The following is a 21,182-nucleotide window of genomic DNA, read 5'->3' on the forward strand; positions in this document are numbered from 1 at the left end:
AAAACTGTCAAATAAAAAGTGGCTGCAGTACTAATAATTGCTAAGGCTAATAATGAGTCAATTAATGTAAATCCATTTCTACTACTCATATTTTACTCGATACACTCCCCATCCCAATTGAAACGTTTGTTTAACGGTTCGTTGGTTATTTTTTGATTGCCACCAGATCGTTTTAGGACTGACGTGGCCATTATCCTTAATTATAATTTCATCCTTTCCCTTTACGCCGACAAGGCCCTTTGGATACCGAATTCGATATGGCGGACTATCACCATTGCCATAAATGAACATAACGTGATTGTGAAAAAAGGTCACGGACACAGCAGAGTGGGTTTCCACCGCATAGCGCTCGGAGAACTGCCAGTGCTTTTGAAACGACTGCCAAAAAATACGCTCCTGAATTTTACCGGTATCAAAGCCCTTAGCAGCAAACAACCCAATTCCTAAAATCATGACGGTAACTCCCAATACGATTAACGATTCTAAGACGGTAAAGGCATCCCTACTTCTTAGCATTGTTATCAATAATCTTAATGCCATCCTTTTGGGCCTGTCGGGCTTGTTTTTCACTTAAGTAGCCCTTATTAATCAGGACCCCATACGTGACCTTATCATCATTATTTTCATTCAAGTAACTATCAATTTGGGTCTGGACCACGGATTCCATTGCGGTTCCATGAATTGACTTTGCATTATTCCGTTGGTTAGCAAGATTGGGAATCACAATTAAAATTAACAGGGAAATAATAAATAATACAATGGTCATTTCAATCAACGTGAACGCCTCTCTTTGGCGTTTAAATTTTATTTTCATCTACTTATAAACCTCACTTAAAGTATCATACATCGGTAATAACATGTTCAAATAGGTCACCACGATGGCTGAACCAATCACTATAAAAATAATCGGCTGGATAATTGCAATCAAGCGTTGGGATTGATTCCACAACTTGGCAAAGGACAACTTAGCATAAACGCTTAGCTTTTTAGCCACTACCTGGACCTGATCACCACGATCAAAAAACAATCCTGCCTCATTCGGTAAAAATGAATGCCGTTCAATAATCTTACTAATCCGGCCCCCAGCTTGCAGTGTTGCTTCTAGTTCCGACCCAATTTCATAAAAAATAGAGCGAGCACTAAATTGCTGCATTAACTTAGCAATTGATTTAGCCTCCATCCCACTTGCCAATAGTAATGAAACATTACTAGCAAAAAAGTAGGCATAGTATGCTTTGATCAGCACACCAATAATTGGTAATTTAGCAAATATTTCCACCCGTTGAATGGGCGTTTTTTGAAATATCCAAAGTGATAAAAGCCCAACGATTAACAAAAGTCCTGATAATAAGAACCACCACCAAAAATGATGACCACCACTGGGGACGGCACGCTCACTTATCATCGTTAGCTGGGGGGTCACAAAAAACTTAATCCCTAAAATGATAATTAATAGTAACCCGATTAAAAAAAATGGGTACATTAATAACGCCTTTAACTTATTTTGTTGTTTGTTCCGTTCGGCAATGAATAACTGGACTTCATGCATCGTATCAACCAGTTGACCGTGGCGTTCGGCAATTTGAATCTGGTTAACGATGTCATCTGGAAAATAATTACGCATGCCAGTCGCAAACGTTTCGCCATTGTTCAACTGGGTAAGCATCTGATCGGTAAATGGATCTGATTCGTAAAGTTCTGTAATTAACTTCATTGACTCCCCAATTGAAAACCCATTTTGTAGTAATGAATTAAATGATTCTAAAAAGCGTAGCTGCTTTTTAATTGATAACCCCTTACCCATACCACACCCGCTTTCCTTCCGTTGTACTTAACTGTCCCTTGGTAATTAAAGTCTGTAAGTCATTTCGCCATGCCTGAATGGATTGGTGCCCATCAATTAATTTTTCAAAGATGGCTTCACTAGTCACCGTATTTAACAGTGCCTTGGGCTGTCCGGAACTAGTATTCAATAGGCGCTGATATACTACCGTATTCAATGCTTGTTCTAAATAATCACGTTCAACCCCCAGGTTCATCAGCCGTTGCACTACCCCCAGGGGGGTCTTAGAGTGAATCGTAGTTAACACCAAGTGCCCACTTAAAGCTGCTTGGACCGCTGCTTGAGCGGTATTGGCATCCCGAATTTCACCAATAATGAAAATATCGGGCCGGTTTCTTAACCCGACCTTCAATAACTCTTGGTAGCTCATCTCAGCATCCGCATTCACTTGCAGCTGTAAGAAGCTCGGTTCATACACTTCCACCGGATCCTCAATTGTCATTATCATCTGATTTTGACTATATTGACGTGCCAAATGGTAGATGGTCGTTGTTTTTCCGGAACCGGTGGGACCAGCAAACACCATTAACCCCCGTTGACTAGCTCGCTGCTTTAAATCACGAAATTGATGCTCAAAGAAAAATTGGGTAGTTTGTTCATTCAATGGATAAATCAAACGAATCACCATTGCTTCACGCCCCTTAAAATCACCCACGGTAGAAAAACGGAGATAGCAACGAGCATTTTGATGCTGCCATTCCATTGCACCAATTTGGGGGCGTCGATGTTCACTAATCAACATGTTTCCGTTATATTTCAAGTAGTTAATGAGCTTTAGCCCGGTAATGCAATCAAGTGCCTGCATCGTGATTACCTGATTATGGTGGTGGCGTTCAATTAAGTACTTAGTGGTTCTGGGCACAATGTAAACATCAGCCGAACGATTTTGATACGCCTCACTAAGAATGCTATTAATTAATGCTTTTACATCCATATCATCCCTCCTTAATCTTTAATTACGCAAAAAAATTCCCAACCAACGAATCGTTGATTGGGAATTTAAAAATGTGGATTAAATTAATTATTCAACATTATCCGGAAGCTTAGCAGCTTCGTAGACATCTTGAACATCATCATTTTCTGATAGTTCATCGATTAAGGCAACATATTGGGAAACCTTGCCTTCAGGCACCTCAGTTACCGTATTTGGAATCATTTTAACTTCAGCAGTATCTAAATTATACTTACCTTGAAGTCCATCCCGAACTGATTGCATATTTGATGGGTCAGTGAAGATTTCAAAACGATCATCACTAGCCTTCATATCATCAGCACCAGCATCTAATGCATCCATGAGCATGGTATCTTCGTCAACGTCTAACCCGTCGCGAAGAATTACAATGTAACCCTTTCGATCGAACAGGTATGAAACAGAACCGGAAGCACCTAATGAACCACCATGGTGGGTAAATGCTGACCGAATTGCCGAAGCAGTTCGGTTTTTATTATCGGTCAAAGCAGAAACCATTACGGCAGTTCCACCAGGGCCATAACCTTCATAGTTAATTTCTTCGAACTTAGCTCCACCAACACCAGAAGCCTTATCTAACGCACGTTGAACGTTAGTCTTAGGCATGTTAGCAGCCTTCGCCTTATCCATTTCTAGTCGTAATTGGGGGTTACCGTCTGGGTCAACACCACCAGCCTTAGCGGCTTGATATAAGTTACGTGATATTTTTTGGAAAATCTTTCCACGCTTAGCATCTTGAGCACCTTTACGTCCCTGGATGTTATGCCATTTTGAATGTCCTGACATAAATTAAGCACTCCTCTCTTTATAATCCTAAATTAAACAAATATAATTATATCAATATCTAGGGGGCTAATCAAGGTACCAAGCCCTAATCAACTACTTTTGCCCCTAAACAATTCTGAAAATGATTCAAAGCCCATTGCTGTGCAGCATCAGATAGGGTCGCAACACAGGAACGGTGAATTACTAACTGATAACCCTTGTTATATGCATCCACTGCCGTATGCAAAACACAAATGTCGGTGCACACCCCCGTTAAATGAAGGGTGTCAACATGGCGCTCCCGCAACCGAATATCTAAGTCCGTCCCGGCAAATGAGCTATAGCGGGTCTTATCAAATAATCTGACCCGTTCGTTAGCCTGATTAGTTTGATACCAAGAATTGACCTGCCCAAACAACTCGCGTCCCCATGAATTCCGTACATTATGCGGTGGGTAAAGCTTCGTTTCTGGATGGTATTGATCATTTGGCCGATGGACATCGGTCGGTAGGTACACAAAAGCACCCTGCCTTAGCATTTGGGTAGCTAGGTTAGTAATTGAAGGAGCTAATTGTTGGGCTGCTTTACCACAGGTCAATGCCCCGTGGTCAGCAACAAAATCATTTGTGTAATCGATAATCAATAACGCTTCGTTTGATTTCATTCTCATCATCCTCACTAGTTAGTCGAATTCCGGTTAATAATTTGATGGGCCAACACGACGTTTTTATTTGCAACGACATCATGATCCATCAACTTAGTTAATAGCCGCATTGCTACGGCTCCAATATCGTAGAGTGGCTGGTCAATTGATGATAATTCTGGTCTCACCACCCGGGTGAACTTCGTATTGTTCCCCGTAATCAGTTGAAAAGCAGTCGGGACGTTAACTGAGGCATCGGTAAGCCCGTTTAAAATCCCAGCAGCTAATTCATCGTCACTGACAAAGGCCCCCTGAATCCCGTTTTGAATTAAACGGGGAGCTAAATCATAACCATCTTGATAACTTTCACTGGTTTCAAATAATAAATGCTCATCAAATTCCACTTGCTTTTTTAAAAGGGCATCACGATAACCAGCAAGCCTGTATTCCCGGTTAATTGAATACTTCAAGGCACCACAAACCAAACCGACTTTTTGACACCCGTTGTTCAACAGCTGACTAACTGCCTCATCAGTCGCAGCTCGATAATCAATATTAACGCTAGGTTCTACTGGATCCTTACTAGTCGTTCCTGCTAATACTACCGGCACCTTTGCATCATTGAAGGCCTTCCGCAGATTAGTCGTAACATCACGCCCCATGAATACAATTCCATCAACCTGCTTAGCTAATAGTGAATTGAACACCCGACATTCCTTTTCAGTGTTTCCATCGGAACTAGCCAAAATAATATTATATTTATACATTTCAGCAATATCGTTAATTCCACGAGCCAATTCTGAAAAATATATATTAGTAACATCTGGAATAATGACCCCCACCGTAGTGGTTTTTTTACTGGCCAATCCCCTAGCTACTGCATTAGGGTGATAATTTAAGTCCTTAATAACCCTTAACACTTTATTGCGGGTGTTTTGACGTACATTGCTATTTCCGTTTACCACCCTTGAAACAGTTGCCATTGAAACGTGGGCTTCTCTGGCAACGTCATATATGGTAACCGTTTGTTTTTCCATGAAATGGCCTTCCTTTACATTAAATAATAGCGCTTACATTACTATTTAATATAACAAACATCGAAGGTTCAATCAATTTTTACAACCAACTATTTGTAAATAAAAAAGCCCACCACGGTTAAGTGGTAAGCTTCGCAAACTAAGTATCAGTTATTATTTTGAAGTCCCGTTCGGGTAGAATGTTTCGACCTTTTTGTCATTTTTAAAAACGTCGTCGGCATTCACAACAATATCATCCTGTGCATCCTCAGATGTATTATTCAATTCATCACGAAGGCGATCAGCTGCGGTATGGAATTGAGTAGTATTACTTTCATCATTATCGTCATCACTATTTTCTTTGAATCGATCGTTAATTTTTTCACCAGCTGAATTAACTGCTTGTTTTGCATTGTCAGTCAATTCACCAGTTTTTTGGTTAACTTTTTGCCGCGCGTCTGAAATGGCATCATTTGCGTAGAATGCATAGTCAACCGCACGGTCTTTTAAATCATGAGCTGTGTTGTTAACCTTAGTAATGATTTCCTTTTGTTTTGCTGAATCCAGGCGCTTAAATGCAAAATAAGCTGCAGCACCAGTTAATCCAACGAATAAACCAAATCCAAATCCTGCTTTTTTACTCATAACGAACACCTCTAAAATTGATTATTTTTTATTCTTATTTTTCTTCTTGCTGTTACCAAAGATAGAAGCACCAGCTAAGCTCATTAACTTAGTGCCAAAGCCCATCTTACCGCCATTCTTGACCCGGCCAGTAAGATTCTTAGTAGAATCATTTAATTCTGACACACTAACTCCCAAGTCTGCCGCTGCTTGGAACACTGGATCAATCGTATTGACCTTATCATTTAAATCCTTAAGCATTGAGTTAGAACTTGCTAAAACTTTTTCAGTTTGACTAGCGAGAACATCAACATCATCAGTAATTGACTTTAAGCTTTGGTTAACCTCGTTTAAAGTCGTTACTAGCTTTAATAAGAATACTCCGATAAAGATTACTAATAGCAGAAAAGCTAAGGCAGCAATAATCCCTGCAGTCATCTAAATTCCTCCCCCCAATTGATTATTAAACCTACTGTTAAGAATATCATTTTCAATAATGTTTGACAATTAAAGTTAATTACTAATTATTATTGTTAAACTATGTTAAAATACGTTTATTATATCGAGGGGGAATTAATAATGCTTATCGCAGAATCTGTGATCACTAAAAATAGTTCATTCATTCAAAAGTACTTAGCAACGTTCAAGTGGGATAAAATTTTAAATGATTTCACTAGCGCCGCCTTTTCTGTGATTGTAATTTCAATCTTTTTTATCATCATTAGTCGGGTTGGTAAATTCTTTATCAACAAGGCGTTCAAGCAATATGCTAAAAGCAACAACACCAATAATTCGGCTAAGCGCATCAACACGCTGCATGTCGTCTCCAATAATTCATTCCAATATGGATTAGTATTTTTTTGGATCTACTCGGTCCTTTCAGAAGTAGGCGTCCCAATCGGTACCCTGCTTGCCAGTGCCAGTATCTTCAGTGTTGCCATCGGGATTGGAGCACAGGGATTGGTTACGGATATTGTAACCGGCTTTTTAATTTTATTTGAAAAGCAAATTGATGTTGGTGAATACGTTACCATTACCATGACGACCGGGACCCAAATTGAAGGAACCGTTACCGGAGTGGCATTGCGGACGACTGAATTAACCAGTTTTACGGGTTACGTTAACTACATTCCTAACCGCCAACTAGCTGCGATCACGAACCGAAACCGTAGTGAGACCAGAGCGATCATTCAGATCCGTATTAATGGGAACACCCCAGTTGATAAAACCATCGGGGTTATTAATAAGGTTAATGCTGAAAACGTTAAAAAGTATCCAGATATTATCGCTGCACCAGATGTTTGGGGTGCATTCAATACTCCTGATGGTAACCTTGCCATTCAAGTTAATATTGAAACTAAGAACGGTCAACAACTATACATTCAACACCAATTCTTAGGTCTCTACCTAGATGCCATCTCAGATGCCGGAATCGAATTACCAAAGAGCCCGGTTGTGTTGAACTAATTAATGACCAAATAAAAAAGACGAATTTAAATTCGTCTTTTTTATTTGGTCTGATTCCACCACTCATCAATTTTAGCAAGTAACTGGCGAGTGGCGCGCCCCCGATGGCTAATTGAATTCTTCTGTTCATCGGTCATTTCACCCATCGTTAACTTAAACTTCGGAACGTAAAATAACGGATCATAACCAAAGCCGCTGGTTCCACGCGGTGCATCTAAAATTTCACCATGAATATCCCCGTTCACAACCAGTTTAGCCCCACTGGGCTTTAGTAGTACCAGGCACGTCCTAAAAATAGCTGAACGGTCATTTTGCCCCACTAAATTAGCTAATAGTTTTTGGTTATTTGCTAAATCATCATGATCGCCAGCATACCGTGCTGAATGGACTCCGGGAGCCCCATTTAAGGCGGCAACCTGTAATCCTGAATCATCAGCAAGCGCAGCTAGCCCAGTTGCATCCACCACTGCACGGGCTTTAATGGTCGCATTTTGTTCAAATGTTGCTCCGTTTTCGTTAATTGAACCCACTTCCGGAAAATCGGCCAGTGTTTTGACATTGAATCCGTGTGGTTCCAACATTTCTCGAAATTCACGAGCCTTATTAGGGTTGTTCGTCGCAATAATTAAATCAGTCATTAAAATCACTCCAATTCTGAAAGGTCGACATGGCAGGCGTCAATTTTCATTTGTAACCAATCCTCAGCAATGGTTACGAATTTAGCCACCGCACCGGTCGTATAGAACCGATAGGTCGCTTGATGATCATTAGGGGCCATTAAATCCGCATGTTTTAGGCCGTCAACTACCTGCTCACAAACGGCAATGCCGGGATCCACCAATCGAATCCGAGGCCCCACCGCATTTTGAATCAATTTTCGCATAATGGGGTAGTGGGTACACCCCATTATCAACGTATCAATGCCATGAGCTAGCATCGGCTTAACATCGACATCAACAATCTTTTGATCTTCAGGCCGATGGTATTCACCATCCTCGACCATTGGAATAAACCGTGGACACCCGAGACTAAAAACAGTGGTCTTTGGATCAAGCCGTTTCAACTCCCGTTCGTAAGCATGGCTATTAACGGTCCCATTGGTTGCAATTACACCCACCCGATGGTTAAGCGTCGTGTTGATTGCTAATTTACTACCCGGATCGATTACGCCAATTACCGGGATTGGCAACTCACGAGCTAACAGTGGTAGTGCCTGGGCAGATGCAGTATTGCACGCCACCACTAATAATTTAATCTCTCGTTTCAATAGAAAACGGGCAACCTGGGTTGCATAGGTTTGAATTTGTGCTTGGCTTTTTTCGCCGTATGGTAATCTGGCTTCGTCACCGAAGTAAACAATTGACTCGTTCGGCAGCTTCTTGATAACAGCTTTGGCAACCGTCAGGCCACCGACTCCAGAATCCATGAATCCAATCGGTTGTGAATTCATCATTGGTCCCTCTTTCGCATATTATGAAACTTAATTATCTAACATTTTCTACCAACCTTCAAGGTATAAGATAATGTAAAGGGGTCGCAAAAATTGTTTTAGTAAGTGTATAATAGTGATTATAAATGAAAAAGAATTGAGGTTGAGAACGGATATGAATCAAGAATTATATCAAAAATTCATTACTAATCCGGAAATTAAACAAAATTGGCCAGCAGCACTCCTCCGTGATGGAGTAATTTCCGACCTGCTAGGTGAGGATATCCATAGTATTCTTTACTGGGCTGGCAAATCCATGGCTAGAAAATACGCCACCACTAATCCAGCGGACCTAATTACCTTCTTTGAGCAAAGTGGGCTAGGCCATCTAACCATCCAAAGTGAAAATAAGACTGCTATCGAATGGCTCATTGACGGCCCCATCGTCAACGCCCGCCTTGCTGTTAATGCGGACGCGGACTTTATGTTCGAGGCCGGCCTACTTGCCCAATCAGTAGAACAACAACGCGGCCTCATTTCAGAAGCCGAACTAAATAAAAAAAGCGTTAAAAAGGGGAGCGTAGTCATTACCGTCCATATCGACCCCAAAAATACGACCGATGAATTTGAAACGGTTGCTCCATTTTCCGTTATCTCGAACCGCAAAGAACAACCCGTTGAACAAGAACCAATGCCAAATCAACCCACTAACGAAGCGGTTGATCAACATCAAGATCAAAAAACCAAATAAAAAATCACGACCACACAGTCGTGATTTTTTATTTGGTTTTAATTAGTTAACGTATTGATCCAATATCTTTGCTAATTGTTCCTTACTGTGGTAACCCACAATACTATCTACAACCTTACCATCCTTTTTAACTAGCAAGGTTGGAATACTCATAATCCCAAACTTTTGGGGAGTGGCTTGATTTTGGTCAACATCCATCTTATTGAACGTTACCTTATCACCCATCTCTTCTGATAATTGATCAACAACTGGTGATTGCATCCGGCATGGACCACACCAAGTGGCCCAGAAATCAGTCAAGGTAACACCCTTTGAAGTATCTTGTTCAAATGTTTTATCAGTAGTTTCAGTAACCATATAAATCCCTCCTAAATTAATTCTTTTTAATAGTTTAACACGCATTATTTTAAAATCAATCAAAACGCATTGTACACTATTTAAATTTAACAACGGTCGCCCCATCACCACCAGCATTGGCTGGCGAGTAACCAAAGCTCTTTACCCGTCGATTTCGTTTCAAGTAGTCAGTAACACCCTTTCGTAGGGCTCCGGTCCCCTTCCCATGAATAATGGTTACGGACGGGTACCCAGCTAGTAAAGCAGCATCAATGTAGCGGTCAACCTCGTGCATTGCCTCATCGTAACGATGGCCACGTAAATCAAGGGTCGATGACATCCCAGAAGAACTAGTCCGCCGTACCGCACTATACTGCCGCTTGGGTGCTTGCTTAGGCTGATTCAGCTTTTCTAAATCGGATTCTTCAATCTTCATCCGCAGAATCCCAATTTGAACTTCCCAACTCTGCTTGCCGACCTTATCAACTAATACCCCTGGTTGTCCGTATGATTTCACCATCACATCATCACCCTTGTGGAAATCATGCTTAGCTTTTTCACGCTTCAAGACCCGGTTGTTGGATAGATTAAGATCCTTATGCAGTGCATTTAACTGCCCCTTTGCATCCATTAGTTCATTTTCCTTTACTGCCGATTCAGAAAGGTGTTTTTGCTTTTCATGCAGATCAGCAATGATTTTATCAGCCCGGCGTTTGGACTTGGCAACAATTTCGTTGGCACGTTCCTTTGCATTTTGAGTCAGTCGTTCCCGCTGCTTTTCGTACTGGCTAAACTTCTCAGTCAATTCGGCATGCAACTTAGTAGCCGCATTTAATTGACTCCGTAGATAGTCAGCATCCTCCCTTGCCCGACGGGTTTGATCTGCCAGTTGTTTAATCATATTATTGATTTCTTGACTACTGGTATCTGAAAACGAGCGCGCTTCTTGAATCACGCTAGCTTCCATCCCAAGCCGCTCAGCGATATTAAGTCCATTACTTTGGCCAGGCACCCCGACCAAGAGGTGGTAGGTTGGTTTTAACGTATCAATGTCAAATTCCATTGAGGCATTAATTGTCTTGGGGCGATTGTACGCATATGCCTTTAATTCTGGATAGTGGGTCGTAGCAATCACTTCACTATCAACTGATCCAATTTTATCTAAAATCGCGATTGCAAGGGCAGCTCCCTCCTTGGGATCAGTCCCAGCACCCACTTCATCCAATAGTACCAAGCTATTCGCAGTAATTCGTTTCAAAATCCTGATGATGTTATCCATGTGCGATGAAAAGGTACTCAGATTATTTTCAATCGATTGTGCATCCCCAATATCAGCGAAAATATCGTCAAATACACCGACTTGACTGCCCTCGTTAACTGGAATGAACAACCCTGATTGGGCCATTAGCTGTAATAAGCCCACCGTCTTAATCGTAATGGTTTTCCCACCCGTATTCGGACCGGTCACCACGATTGCACGGTATTCAGCACCCAGGGTAATCGTATTCCCCACTACCTTGTGGGGATCAATCAATGGGTGTCGAGCGTTCTTCAAGTGCAGGTGATTAGCACGCGACAGCTTGGGCAACGTTGCTTTAATTTTTTTAGCGTACTGGGCCTTCGCGTTGATTAAATCCAGGTGGCCAATGATTTTCGCATTGGTGATAATTTCATCCTGGTACGGCGCCACCATTGCTGATAACTCCGCAAGGATTTTAATTTCCTCATGGCGAGCGGCTAATTGATCACGACGAAGTTGGTTGTTTAATTCCACCACTGCGGCAGGTTCAATGTACAGGGTCTGTCCAGATGCACTTTGGTCATGAACGATTCCGCCAAATTTTCCCTTTGCCTCAGCCTTTACTGGAATAACGTAACGGTCGTCACGAATGGTTATGATGGCCTCACTAAGAAACTTAGCCTGGTTACCACGTAAATACTTCCCCATCCGGTTACGAATCGTAGTCTCAGTCCGGGTAATCCGTTTTCTTAATCCATAGAGCTCCTCGGAAGCTGAATCTAATAATCGGCCATCCGGATTTAAAGAGTGCTGTAAGCGTTGCGTAATTTCCGGAATAATCGCAAAGGTTGTAATTAAATCATAGAGTTTTTGTAGCTCAACTTTATTGGCACGTAAATTATCAAAAAAACTAACCATCCGGTTTACCGTGATTAATACCTGCATAATCTGAGCCAATTCGGTTCCGTTTAAACTAGCGTTGATTGTTAAGCGCTTCATGTACGGACGAATGTCATTTAAAGTCACTAATGGCATTGATTTTTGTAATCTTAAAATATGGGCACCATCATCAGTTTCCAAAAGGGCCCGTTCAATTTGTTGCGGGTCACTGCTGGGGTTTAATTGACTGAGCTCGTGTCGGCCAGTGCTAGTTGATAGGTACCCATAGATTGCTTCTTTTATTTTATTGTACTCAAGGGTATTAAGAACCTTTGAATTCATAATTCCATCCCCCTAATTAGAATGTAACCACTTATCAATTGCATTGTGGGTAATTGTTGGTGTTTGGTTAACGATCATTTGAGCAACGGTCGAGTGGGCATATTGAGTTGCAAACCAATCGGCATTTTGTAATATCAAAAAATTCAGGCTAATCCAAATTAATCCATAGCACATTATAAAGCCCGCCACCCCACCTAAGAGGCCGTTAATTTGCTTCAAAATCGGTAGTTGCACAGCTGTCTTTAGAATCCGACCAATCCGCATGACTAATAAATAGCACACTAAAAAGGTTGCAAAGAAGGCAATTGAACTAACAATTGCTGGACTAGCGCTCTGCAACAAGGTTAAAATCCAGTGCCTTGGGTACACTGAAAACTGCCATGCAGCCCAAAACGAAATTACATAGCCTGCAATAATAACTAAGCTTGCCACTAAGCCACGGTGAAAACCAATCATCACACCGCAAAATAGTAAAATTAAAATAATAATTGTTAACATGATTATTTTTTGGCTCCTGATTTTGAGTCCGTTTTTAGTTCATCTAATTCGCCCTGTAGTTTTAACTGATCAGAAATCGCATTAAATGCTAATAATACCATTGCATCTTCGTAGCTGACGCTAGCCGATAGTTGATTTAACTGGCTTAATTGCTTGTTCATTAAGTCAGTTACGGCATGCATATGCTCCATCGAACTTTTGCCGACAAACGTATAGGTCCGGTTCCCAATTTTAGCTTTAAACCGCTTCTTGGTTTCACTCATTTTAATCCCTCCACATTCCTAAACGGAGCATTTAATTAGAAATGACCGTAAAGTTAGTTCCTCACAAAAAAACTCCCAACGGGTGCTGGGAGTCGGTGCATTATTCATCAGAATCATTATCTAAAAATGTATTTAGAACGGATTCAACAATGTCCCATTCCTTTTCAGATTCGATCGGCATCAAGCGGCCACCCTGTGGATCGGTAGGATCTTCACCCTTTGGTAATGCGTAGGCCTCGATGTCGACTTCATCGTCATCTTCCTTACCAGCTGGGTATACTAGAATGTATGATTTTTCCATATCGTCAGATTCAAAAGTGAATAAAATCGTGTATAATTCTTCATTCCCCTGGTCATCAACTAAGGTAATTTGTTTTTTGCCATCTTCATTAGTCGTTTCGGTCATTATAATCTAATTCTCCTTTTAATTTAGGGTCAATTTTCCCTTACGGTCTAAGTAGCCCTGTAAAATTAATTCTGCAGCCACTTTATCGATCACCTGTTTGCGTTTTTTACGTGAAGTATCAGCTTCTTCAACTAACATTCTTTCTGCTTCGACGGTCGTGAGCCGTTCATCTTGAAAATCGAATGGAATCCCAAATCGCTGGTTCGCCATCCAGGCGTACTTACGACAGGCATCCACCCGTGGGCCCGAAGTATTATTCATATTTTTAGGTAACCCGACCACAAAACCAGTTACTGCATATTGTTTAACTAATTGTGCCAGTCGGTCAAACCCAAACTCCTTTTGTTCCTCATCAATTGGTATAATTTCGACACCTTGGGCGGTCCATCCCAACGGATCACTAACTGCAATCCCGACGGTTTTAGTCCCAACGTCTAATCCCATTAACCTCATTTATGATCCTCGTTTCCATCGGTCCCGACATTTTGATTATTATCCAGATAAAAACGGACTAATTCTTCAATAATTTCATCACGTTCGTGCCGTCTGATTAGATTTCGAGCATCGTTGAAGCGTGGAATGTAAGCTGGATCACCTGAAATCAAGTAACCCACAATTTGATTATATGGGTTATATCCCTTTTCTTCCAACGCACGGTACACAATTAACAGTGTATCATGTACGTCCTTAGGGGCTTTATTAAAATCGAAATACATCGTCTTATCTAGGGAAGCCATTTGCAACACCTCACATATTCCTTGCGTTCCTTGTTATTTTACTAAAAAAATCAATAAATCTCAAATTGAAGCCGGTTTAAAATCCAGTCCGTTCACTAGTTAGTTGCTCTATTATATCATAAAAATATAAAAAAACACCAATGGTGAAGCGTTCTTCAACCATTGGTGTTTTTTATTCAACTATTTTTGGGTCTTGACCCAATCATAAGCAGCACTCATTGCATCGTTCAAACCAGCAGGATTCGTTCCACCAGCTTGAGCCATGTTAGGGCGACCACCCCCGCCACCATTAATGGTGCCTGAGATGGCTTTAATTAAGTCGCCAGCCTTAAAGCCAGCCTTGACCTTATCATCACTAACGGCTGCGATTAAATTAGCCTTATCCTTGCTATTAGTTCCTAGCACTAAGATGTCGGATAAGCCCTTAGTCCGCCAAGTATCAGCTAATTGCCGGAGTTGAGCCATTCCAGAATCCTTAATGATTCCAGTGATGACCTTCACTCCATCAACATCCTTCACGTTAGAAAAGACATCGTTAGCTTGTTGCGAAGCCACCTTTGCTTCTAATGATTCTTGTTTTTGCTTCAGATCCTTAATTTCAGATTGAAGCTGGGCGACCTTATTTGGAACGTCCTTAAGTTGCTTAGCCTTTAGTTCGGCTGCAATTCGATTTAGGAGTCCTTCCTTATCGTTTAGGTATTCAAACGCTTCACGGGAAGTCACCGCTTCAATTCTTCGAACCCCAGCACCTACTCCAGATTCGGAAACGATTTTAAATAACCCAATTTGACTGGTGTTCTTAACGTGATCACCACCACAGAATTCAATTGAGAAATCTCCGGCACTAACCACTCTGACCTTCTTACCATACTTAGAACTAAATACCGCAACGGCACCCATTTCCTTTCCAGTCTTTGGATCAGTTTCGATCGTTGTGACGGGTAGTTCTGCAAAGATTTGGTCATTAACCATGTTTTCGACTTTTTTCAAGTCATCTTCGGTAACGGAACCAAAGTGGTTAAAGTCAAACCGGAGGTAGTTTGGTTCAACTAATGAACCAGCTTGTTGGGTGTGACCACCTAATACATTTCTTAATGATTGATCCAATAAATGCGTCGCAGTATGGTTCTTTTCGACCTTATTATGGAAATTGCGATCAACGACTAATTTATAAGTAGCACCCTTTTGCATTGGTTCCACTAATTCAACGGTGTGTAAGTTTTGGTTATTAGGTGCGTGTTGGACATCAATGACTTTGGCTACTAACTGACCATCTTGATCTTCGATTACCCCCTGGTCAGCAACTTGGCCCCCCATTTCAGCATAGAATGGCGTCTTATCAAAAATTAATTCAGCCTTACCAGCCTTAACGGAATCAACTAGCTGTTCATCGAACACGATGTCCTCTAACTTAGCGTTATCAACAGTTAATTGGGTATATCCAACGTATTGACTAGGGGTCTTAATATCAACTAATAAATCCCGTTGGACACTCATTGCATTGCCATCGTCACGAGCATTACGTGCCCGATCCTTTTGCTTTTGCATTTCATTCTTGAATCCTTCGGCATCAACGCTCATCCCCGCATCAGCAAGGTATTCTTGCGTTAATTCAAATGGAAATCCGTAGGTATCATAAAGCTTGAATGCATCGGCGCCACTCATTTGCTTATTTGCTGATTTTTTAACCCCATCCATTAGTTCGTTCAAGAGGGCTAATCCATCTGATAGTGTATCATTAAAGCGGTTTTCTTCTGATTGAACCACTTTTTCGATATAATCAGCATTCTTCAATACTTCGGGGTAGTGCGATTGCATAATCTTACCCACCACTGGTACTAATTGGTAAAGGAAGTTTTCGGTAATGCCTAAATCCCGACCAGCCACGATGGCCCGCCGAATCAACCGCCGAATTACGTATCCACGTCCCACATTAGATGGAATTGCCCCATCATTAATGGCAAAGGTAATTGCACGGGCATGGTCAGCAATGATTTTGAATGAAACATCGTCAGCGGCAACCTTTCCATACTTACGGTTGGCACTTAATTCCTGAGTCTTGTGGATAATTGGTAAAAATAAGTCGGTTTCAAAGTTAGTGGGCGCATTTTGAAAAATTGAAACGACCCGTTCTAATCCCATCCCCGTATCAATGTTCTTCCGTGGAAGTGGTTCGTAGGTGTCATCTGGTTTGTGGTTAAATTGGGAGAACACGATGTTCCAAACTTCCAGGTACCGTTCGTTTTCGCCACCAGGGTAGTTTTCAGGATCATCGGGTGCTAAGTCGTTAAACTCTTCCCCACGGTCGTAGAAGATTTCTGAATCAGGACCTGAAGGGCCTTGACCAACATCCCAAAAGTTATCTTCCATATCAATTAAATGGTCTGGTTCCACTCCGGCTTCGATCCAGAATTTTTTAGCATCCTCGTCTTCTGGATAAATCGTCATGTAGAGCTTATCCTTATCCCAACCAAAATACTTTTCTGAAGTTAATAGTTCAAAGGCCCAGTGAATGGCTTCCTTCTTAAAGTAATCACCCACTGAGAAATTCCCGAGCATTTCAAATAACGTTTGGTGACGCGCAGTCTTTCCCACATTTTCGATATCGTTGGTACGAATACTCTTTTGTGAACTGGTCATCCGCCGGTTTTTTGGAACGACCCGGCCTTCAAAATACTTCTTCATTGTAGCCACTCCGGAGTTAATCCAAAGTAATGACGGATCATCAACCGGAATTAATGAAGCACTCGGCATGATCGTATGGCCGCGTTCCTCAAAGAAATCCAGATACATTTGTCGAATTTCACTACTACTTAATTTTTTCATCAATAAACCCCTCCAAAAAGCACAAAAACACCGTTGCCAGTAAAGACGCTTTGAACGCGGTACCACTTTACTTGCAACGATGTTTTCGTTTACCTCTTTATTTCCCAATAACGCTGAGTCGCGTAACTTTAATATGGATAGCATGAATAACGAACTTGTGGGCTTTGCATTGACCAACCCATTTCTAATTTACCATTTGATATTCATATGTTCCAAACTGTTAATTAACTTTATCCGATTTCATTATACAATATTTTGATTTCATCGGCCATCTTTTACAACTAAAAATTAACGATAACGCTGTGAACTTTGCTTCTTTTGCTTCCGTTGCTTGCGCGCTTCGTTTCGTTGTTCGATTCGTCGGTTCATATCATCATTACGCTTGATTGCGTTTTTGATGCGTCGCTTATAGCCCGGCTTGACCTTGCGTTTGTTCTTTTTGACCATCCCGATCATCGTCGGATCCAATTTTTTAGCGCGATTCCGGTGCGTCTTACGCCGGTTCCGGTCGTAAGAATCCACAATTTCGTGGTTACGAATGGCCTTGGGCTTGAATTGAATTCCCATTTGTTCCAATTCTGACACCCGTTGCTCCTCACCAGGTTGATAAAGGGTGATGGCCGTTCCAGGCATCCCGTTGCGCCCGGTTCTGCCGACCCGGTGAATGAAGTAATCAAGATCTTCTGGAATATCATCATTAATGACGTCAGATACCCCATCGATATCGATTCCACGAGCTGCTAGGTCAGTTGCAACTACGAATTGAAATTCAAGTCTTTGCACCTGCTTCATGACCCGCTTCCGTTCCCTAGGCTTCATTCCACCTTGAATCATGCCGACCTTTAAGCCCTGTCCTAACAGGTAATCATGAATTTCTTGGACTCGAGAACGGGTATTTGCAAAGATCAACACCAAGTAAGGTTCCCCAATCGTAAGCAGTTGGTAGATTAAATCATTTTTATCCTGCCCCTTCGTTGAAATCAATAGGTTATCAACAGTGGGACTAATTACCGATGCCACCGGAATTTCTTCCGTCACCGGCTGATTCATGTACTTCTTTAAGAACGGCTCCAGCTTTTGAGGAATCGTCGCAGAAAAGACCATCATCTGCAGCTCATCACCAAAACTAGCCGCAATCTTATCAACTTGGTCCAAGAACCCTAGGTCAAGGGTCATGTCGGCTTCATCAACCACTAAGCGATTTGCAGTGTGTAAATCCAATGCTTGGGTGTTAATCAAATCTAAAATCCGCCCCGGAGTTCCGATGATAATCTGTGGTTGTTCATTTTCTAGCTTATCAACTTGCCGCTTCTTATCAGTCCCACCAACGTAATTAGCAATATGAATGGGTTGTTGGCTGTGTTCTGCGAGTTGCTTAGCGTTTTCATAAATTTGGTAGGCTAACTCCCGACTAGGGGTGGTGATCACCGCTTGCACTACTTGCCTATCCAAATCTAATTGATCAAAAATTGGTAACAAGAACGCATGCGTCTTCCCACTCCCGGTGGCAGATTGACCAATCACATCCTTGCCCCGTTCAATTACCGGAATTAATTTTTCTTGAACCGGTGTAGGGGTCGTAAAATTAAGTTCAGCCAATGCCTCATTGATAAATGGCTTTAGGGCGAACTGTTTAAAAGTGGTACTCATTAGGCAATTTCTCCTTTATAGTTCTTGGCAGCCTCACTAATTGCTGCAATCACTTGCTTAATTTCAGCGTCGTCTTTTGCGACCGCCCCACTAGCAAGTGGATGGCCACCACCACCAAATTGCTTGGCGATCTCGTTAATCACTGGACCCTTCGAACGAAGCCGCACCCGGTAGCTAGCATCCTTTTGTTGAACGAAAATCGCCCAGTTCTTAATTTCCTTTAACTTCCCAGGAAGGGGAACCACGGCGGAGGTACTTTCATCGCCCAGATCTAATTGTTTCAGAATTTCGTTAGTTAAAACAATGTAGCCAGCCCCACTGTCTAAAATTTGAATATTTTGGTAGACGTATGCCGAAAGCCGCGCTAATGGCAAGTCAATTTCATCTTCGATTTGATTAACGTCGCTAGTGGAAAAGTCCAATTGAGCTAATCCAGCAGCCACCGCAAAGGTGTGTGCAGAAGTCGATGGGTACTTAAAACGACCGGTATCACCAATGATGCCGGCATATAATAGCCGCCCGGCCTCAGCATTGATCTTTAGATCATCACTGGAACTGTAAAGGTCATAGATCAATTCACTGGTACTAGAAGCATCTGGAACCACCCACATTAAATCCCCAAATTGATCATCATTGGGGTGGTGGTCAATTTTAATTATCTGCTTGCCCTTAGTGTAGCGTGCATCATCAACCCGGGGCTGATTAGCAGTATCCAACACCATCACTAGGGCGTCTTTATAAACATCATCAGCGATTTCATCAACGGTCCCTAACCAGTTAAAACCGGTGTATTGTTTACCGACGCAGTAAACGTGCTTTTCTGGAAACGATTCCTTGATTACGTTCGCCAAGCCCATTTGTGATCCAATTGCATCTGGATCTGGATGCTGGTGGCGATGGATGATAATTGTGTCAAATTTTTTAATTGCGTTCACGATTTGTTCTTGAGTATTCATAATGACATCCTTTTTTATTTGCTAACTTAATTATACCATTAAAAAAAGCCTGAGTAACTTCAGGCTTTTTAAAGGTTAATTAAATTACTTTGCTGGTTGATTATCTGCATCAGACTTAGCAGCAGTCTCATTTGATTCAGCTGATTTTGCTGGTTCAGCATCAGCGCTAGCAGAACTGGCAGCTTCATTAGTATCCGCAGCAGTTGCGGCGGTAACACTAGCAATCGCATTTAAATCAAATTCAAGATAAATCCCGTCACAATCAAGCGTTACGGTCTTAGTATCCCGATTAATTGAATCAACGACCCCGTGAAGCCGACCAATCGTAACCACTTGGTCACCCTTCTTGATGTTGTTAATGGTTTGTTGGTGTTCTTGTTGGCGTCTCTTTTGTGGTCGAATCATGGTAAAGTACATTACCACAATGATAATCACGATGAAAATTAATGATGAATATTGCATATTTTAATAACACTCCTTACTTTACATACTACTTTAACAAAATTTAGCCCCTTAGTCTAGCGGTTTTAGCTTAAAATGCTGATATGCGCGGTTCGTGACCGTTCGTCCGCGGGCGGTCCGCTTTAAAAAACCAATTTGTAATAGATACGGCTCATACATTGACTCAATCGTATCAGATTCCTCACCAATGTTAGCAGCAATCGTATTTAGACCAACTGGGCCGCCATTATAAATTTCAATCATGGTCGTCAGCAACTTCTTATCGGTTGCATCCAATCCCATATCATCTACCTTAAGGAGCGTTAGCGCATGGTCCACGATTGGTAATTCAATTTGGGCTTGTCCTGAAACCTGGGCAAAATCACGAATACGTTTCAAGAGCCGGTTAGCAATTCTAGGGGTTCCCCGCGAGCGCCGGGCAATTTCATGGGCCGCCTGCTCGTTAATCGTGGTCCCAAAGATATCCGCAGTTCTTTTCACGATTTCTTGTAAATCGGCCACTTCATAATAGTTCATATGTTCAACGATTCCAAAGCGATCACGCAGTGGTGGTGCTAGGGTTCCCGCCCGGGTGGTTGCTCCGATCAACGTAAATGGAGGCAACGGGAAGTGGACTGGATGGGCGGTCGGTCCCTGCCCCACCACGATATCGATGTAAAAATCTTCCATCGCTGAATATAACATTTCCTCCACCACCTTAGGCAGGCGGTGAATTTCATCAATAAATAAAACGTCACCGGGCCGAAGTTCGTTCAATAACGCAACCAGGTCCCCTGGCTTTTCAATCGCCGGGCCACTGGTGGTTTTGATGTTAACACCCATTTCACGGGCAATGATCATCGCTAAGGTGGTCTTCCCTAATCCAGGTGGCCCATATAGCAAAACATGGTCCAAAGACTCCTCACGCTGCTTGGCTGCCTTTATATACACTGACAACTCATGCTTGAGTTGTTCTTGTCCAATGTATTGGCGCAACGTTTGGGGCCGCAACGATTTCTCCACTAATTCTTCATCGTGGTCTTTGGAATCACCTGAAACGATTCGATCGTTATCTGACATTCAATTCCCTCCCTTCGATT

Annotated in this window: 25 protein-coding genes; 2 read left to right on the forward strand and 23 right to left on the reverse strand. The window is 41.9% G+C overall.

What is annotated here, in order from left to right:
• Positions 1-81: 81 nt before the first annotated feature.
• The 9 genes from MOO44_RS07875 to MOO44_RS07915 all read right to left on the reverse strand — a co-directional run bounded on the left by MOO44_RS07875 (position 82) and on the right by MOO44_RS07915 (position 6,299).
• Complete coding sequence (locus MOO44_RS07875) at positions 82-516, reverse strand: hypothetical protein (RefSeq protein ID WP_260116573.1); 435 nt, start codon at positions 514-516, stop codon at positions 82-84.
• Positions 503-814 (reverse strand): competence type IV pilus major pilin ComGC, encoded by a 312-nt coding sequence (gene comGC, locus MOO44_RS07880; protein ID WP_260116574.1) that lies wholly within the window; start codon positions 812-814, stop codon positions 503-505. Before comGC ends, MOO44_RS07875 begins: the two co-directional genes overlap by 14 nt.
• On the reverse strand, positions 815-1,804 hold the full coding sequence (gene comGB, locus MOO44_RS07885) for a competence type IV pilus assembly protein ComGB (protein WP_260116575.1): 990 nt from the start codon (positions 1,802-1,804) through the stop codon (positions 815-817). It lies immediately after the preceding gene.
• Positions 1,797-2,777 carry a competence type IV pilus ATPase ComGA gene (gene comGA, locus MOO44_RS07890; RefSeq protein ID WP_260116576.1) on the reverse strand — a complete coding sequence of 327 codons (981 nt, stop codon included), beginning with the start codon at positions 2,775-2,777 and terminating at the stop codon, positions 1,797-1,799. The genes comGB and comGA overlap by 8 nt, the downstream gene beginning before the upstream one ends.
• 87 nt (positions 2,778-2,864) lie before the next feature.
• On the reverse strand, positions 2,865-3,599 hold the full coding sequence (locus MOO44_RS07895; RefSeq protein ID WP_260116577.1) for a YebC/PmpR family DNA-binding transcriptional regulator: 735 nt from the start codon (positions 3,597-3,599) through the stop codon (positions 2,865-2,867).
• Positions 3,600-3,684: 85 nt separating this feature from the next.
• Positions 3,685-4,242 carry a cysteine hydrolase family protein gene (locus MOO44_RS07900; protein ID WP_260116578.1) on the reverse strand — a complete coding sequence of 186 codons (558 nt, stop codon included), beginning with the start codon at positions 4,240-4,242 and terminating at the stop codon, positions 3,685-3,687.
• Between the two features lie 14 nt (positions 4,243-4,256).
• Positions 4,257-5,258 (reverse strand): catabolite control protein A, encoded by a 1,002-nt coding sequence (ccpA, locus tag MOO44_RS07905; protein WP_260116579.1) that lies wholly within the window; start codon positions 5,256-5,258, stop codon positions 4,257-4,259.
• A 153-nt stretch (positions 5,259-5,411) separates the two neighbouring features.
• Positions 5,412-5,882: a hypothetical protein gene (locus tag MOO44_RS07910; RefSeq protein WP_260116580.1), complete on the reverse strand. Its 471-nt coding sequence runs from the start codon at positions 5,880-5,882 to the stop codon at positions 5,412-5,414.
• Positions 5,883-5,903: 21 nt separating this feature from the next.
• Positions 5,904-6,299, reverse strand: coding sequence for a DUF948 domain-containing protein (locus tag MOO44_RS07915; RefSeq protein WP_260116581.1), 396 nt, complete (start codon positions 6,297-6,299; stop codon positions 5,904-5,906).
• Positions 6,300-6,440: 141 nt separating this feature from the next.
• Between MOO44_RS07915 and MOO44_RS07920 the strand changes: the two genes are divergently transcribed.
• Positions 6,441-7,328 (forward strand): mechanosensitive ion channel family protein, encoded by an 888-nt coding sequence (locus tag MOO44_RS07920; protein WP_260116582.1) that lies wholly within the window; start codon positions 6,441-6,443, stop codon positions 7,326-7,328.
• Positions 7,329-7,369: 41 nt separating this feature from the next.
• On the opposite strand, the gene MOO44_RS07925 is transcribed toward MOO44_RS07920, so the two are convergent.
• The gene (locus MOO44_RS07925; RefSeq protein ID WP_260116583.1) at positions 7,370-7,966 is read right to left on the reverse strand and encodes an XTP/dITP diphosphatase; all 597 of its coding nucleotides are present in this window, start codon (positions 7,964-7,966) and stop codon (positions 7,370-7,372) included.
• Positions 7,967-7,971: 5 nt separating this feature from the next.
• The gene (gene murI, locus MOO44_RS07930) at positions 7,972-8,781 is read right to left on the reverse strand and encodes a glutamate racemase (protein ID WP_260116584.1); all 810 of its coding nucleotides are present in this window, start codon (positions 8,779-8,781) and stop codon (positions 7,972-7,974) included.
• 151 nt (positions 8,782-8,932) lie between these two features.
• On the opposite strand from murI, the gene MOO44_RS07935 reads away from it, so the two are divergent.
• Positions 8,933-9,508, forward strand: a complete 576-nt coding sequence (locus MOO44_RS07935) for a YslB family protein (protein WP_260116585.1) — start codon at positions 8,933-8,935, stop codon at positions 9,506-9,508.
• A 42-nt stretch (positions 9,509-9,550) separates the two neighbouring features.
• Here MOO44_RS07935 and trxA read toward each other — a convergent pair whose 3' ends face one another.
• From trxA to ruvB, 12 genes are all read right to left on the reverse strand, one after another.
• Complete coding sequence (gene trxA, locus MOO44_RS07940) at positions 9,551-9,865, reverse strand: thioredoxin (protein WP_260116586.1); 315 nt, start codon at positions 9,863-9,865, stop codon at positions 9,551-9,553.
• Positions 9,866-9,941: 76 nt separating this feature from the next.
• Positions 9,942-12,305, reverse strand: a complete 2,364-nt coding sequence (locus MOO44_RS07945; protein WP_260116587.1) for an endonuclease MutS2 — start codon at positions 12,303-12,305, stop codon at positions 9,942-9,944.
• Between the two features lie 12 nt (positions 12,306-12,317).
• Positions 12,318-12,803: a CvpA family protein gene (locus tag MOO44_RS07950; RefSeq protein ID WP_260116588.1), complete on the reverse strand. Its 486-nt coding sequence runs from the start codon at positions 12,801-12,803 to the stop codon at positions 12,318-12,320.
• Positions 12,804-12,805: 2 nt separating this feature from the next.
• Positions 12,806-13,066, reverse strand: a complete 261-nt coding sequence (locus MOO44_RS07955) for a cell division protein ZapA (protein ID WP_260116589.1) — start codon at positions 13,064-13,066, stop codon at positions 12,806-12,808.
• A 100-nt stretch (positions 13,067-13,166) separates the two neighbouring features.
• On the reverse strand, positions 13,167-13,472 hold the full coding sequence (locus tag MOO44_RS07960; protein WP_260116590.1) for a DUF1292 domain-containing protein: 306 nt from the start codon (positions 13,470-13,472) through the stop codon (positions 13,167-13,169).
• A gap of 18 nt (positions 13,473-13,490) precedes the next feature.
• Positions 13,491-13,925, reverse strand: a complete 435-nt coding sequence (gene ruvX / locus MOO44_RS07965; RefSeq protein WP_260116591.1) for a Holliday junction resolvase RuvX — start codon at positions 13,923-13,925, stop codon at positions 13,491-13,493.
• Positions 13,922-14,209, reverse strand: a complete 288-nt coding sequence (locus MOO44_RS07970; RefSeq protein WP_260116592.1) for an IreB family regulatory phosphoprotein — start codon at positions 14,207-14,209, stop codon at positions 13,922-13,924. The genes ruvX and MOO44_RS07970 overlap by 4 nt, the downstream gene beginning before the upstream one ends.
• A 180-nt stretch (positions 14,210-14,389) precedes the next feature.
• On the reverse strand, positions 14,390-17,035 hold the full coding sequence (gene alaS / locus MOO44_RS07975) for an alanine--tRNA ligase (RefSeq protein WP_260116593.1): 2,646 nt from the start codon (positions 17,033-17,035) through the stop codon (positions 14,390-14,392).
• A gap of 288 nt (positions 17,036-17,323) precedes the next feature.
• Complete coding sequence (locus MOO44_RS07980) at positions 17,324-18,685, reverse strand: DEAD/DEAH box helicase (RefSeq protein WP_260116594.1); 1,362 nt, start codon at positions 18,683-18,685, stop codon at positions 17,324-17,326.
• On the reverse strand, positions 18,685-19,641 hold the full coding sequence (locus tag MOO44_RS07985; protein WP_260116595.1) for a DHH family phosphoesterase: 957 nt from the start codon (positions 19,639-19,641) through the stop codon (positions 18,685-18,687). Before MOO44_RS07985 ends, MOO44_RS07980 begins: the two co-directional genes overlap by 1 nt.
• Before the next feature lie 84 nt (positions 19,642-19,725).
• Complete coding sequence (gene yajC / locus MOO44_RS07990) at positions 19,726-20,103, reverse strand: preprotein translocase subunit YajC (RefSeq protein WP_260116596.1); 378 nt, start codon at positions 20,101-20,103, stop codon at positions 19,726-19,728.
• Positions 20,104-20,154: 51 nt separating this feature from the next.
• Positions 20,155-21,162 carry a Holliday junction branch migration DNA helicase RuvB gene (ruvB, locus tag MOO44_RS07995; protein WP_260116597.1) on the reverse strand — a complete coding sequence of 336 codons (1,008 nt, stop codon included), beginning with the start codon at positions 21,160-21,162 and terminating at the stop codon, positions 20,155-20,157.
• Between the last annotated feature and the right edge of the window lie 20 nt (positions 21,163-21,182).

The organism is Nicoliella spurrieriana, assembly GCF_023380205.1.
Classification (GTDB): Bacteria; Bacillota; Bacilli; order Lactobacillales; family Lactobacillaceae; genus Nicoliella; species Nicoliella spurrieriana.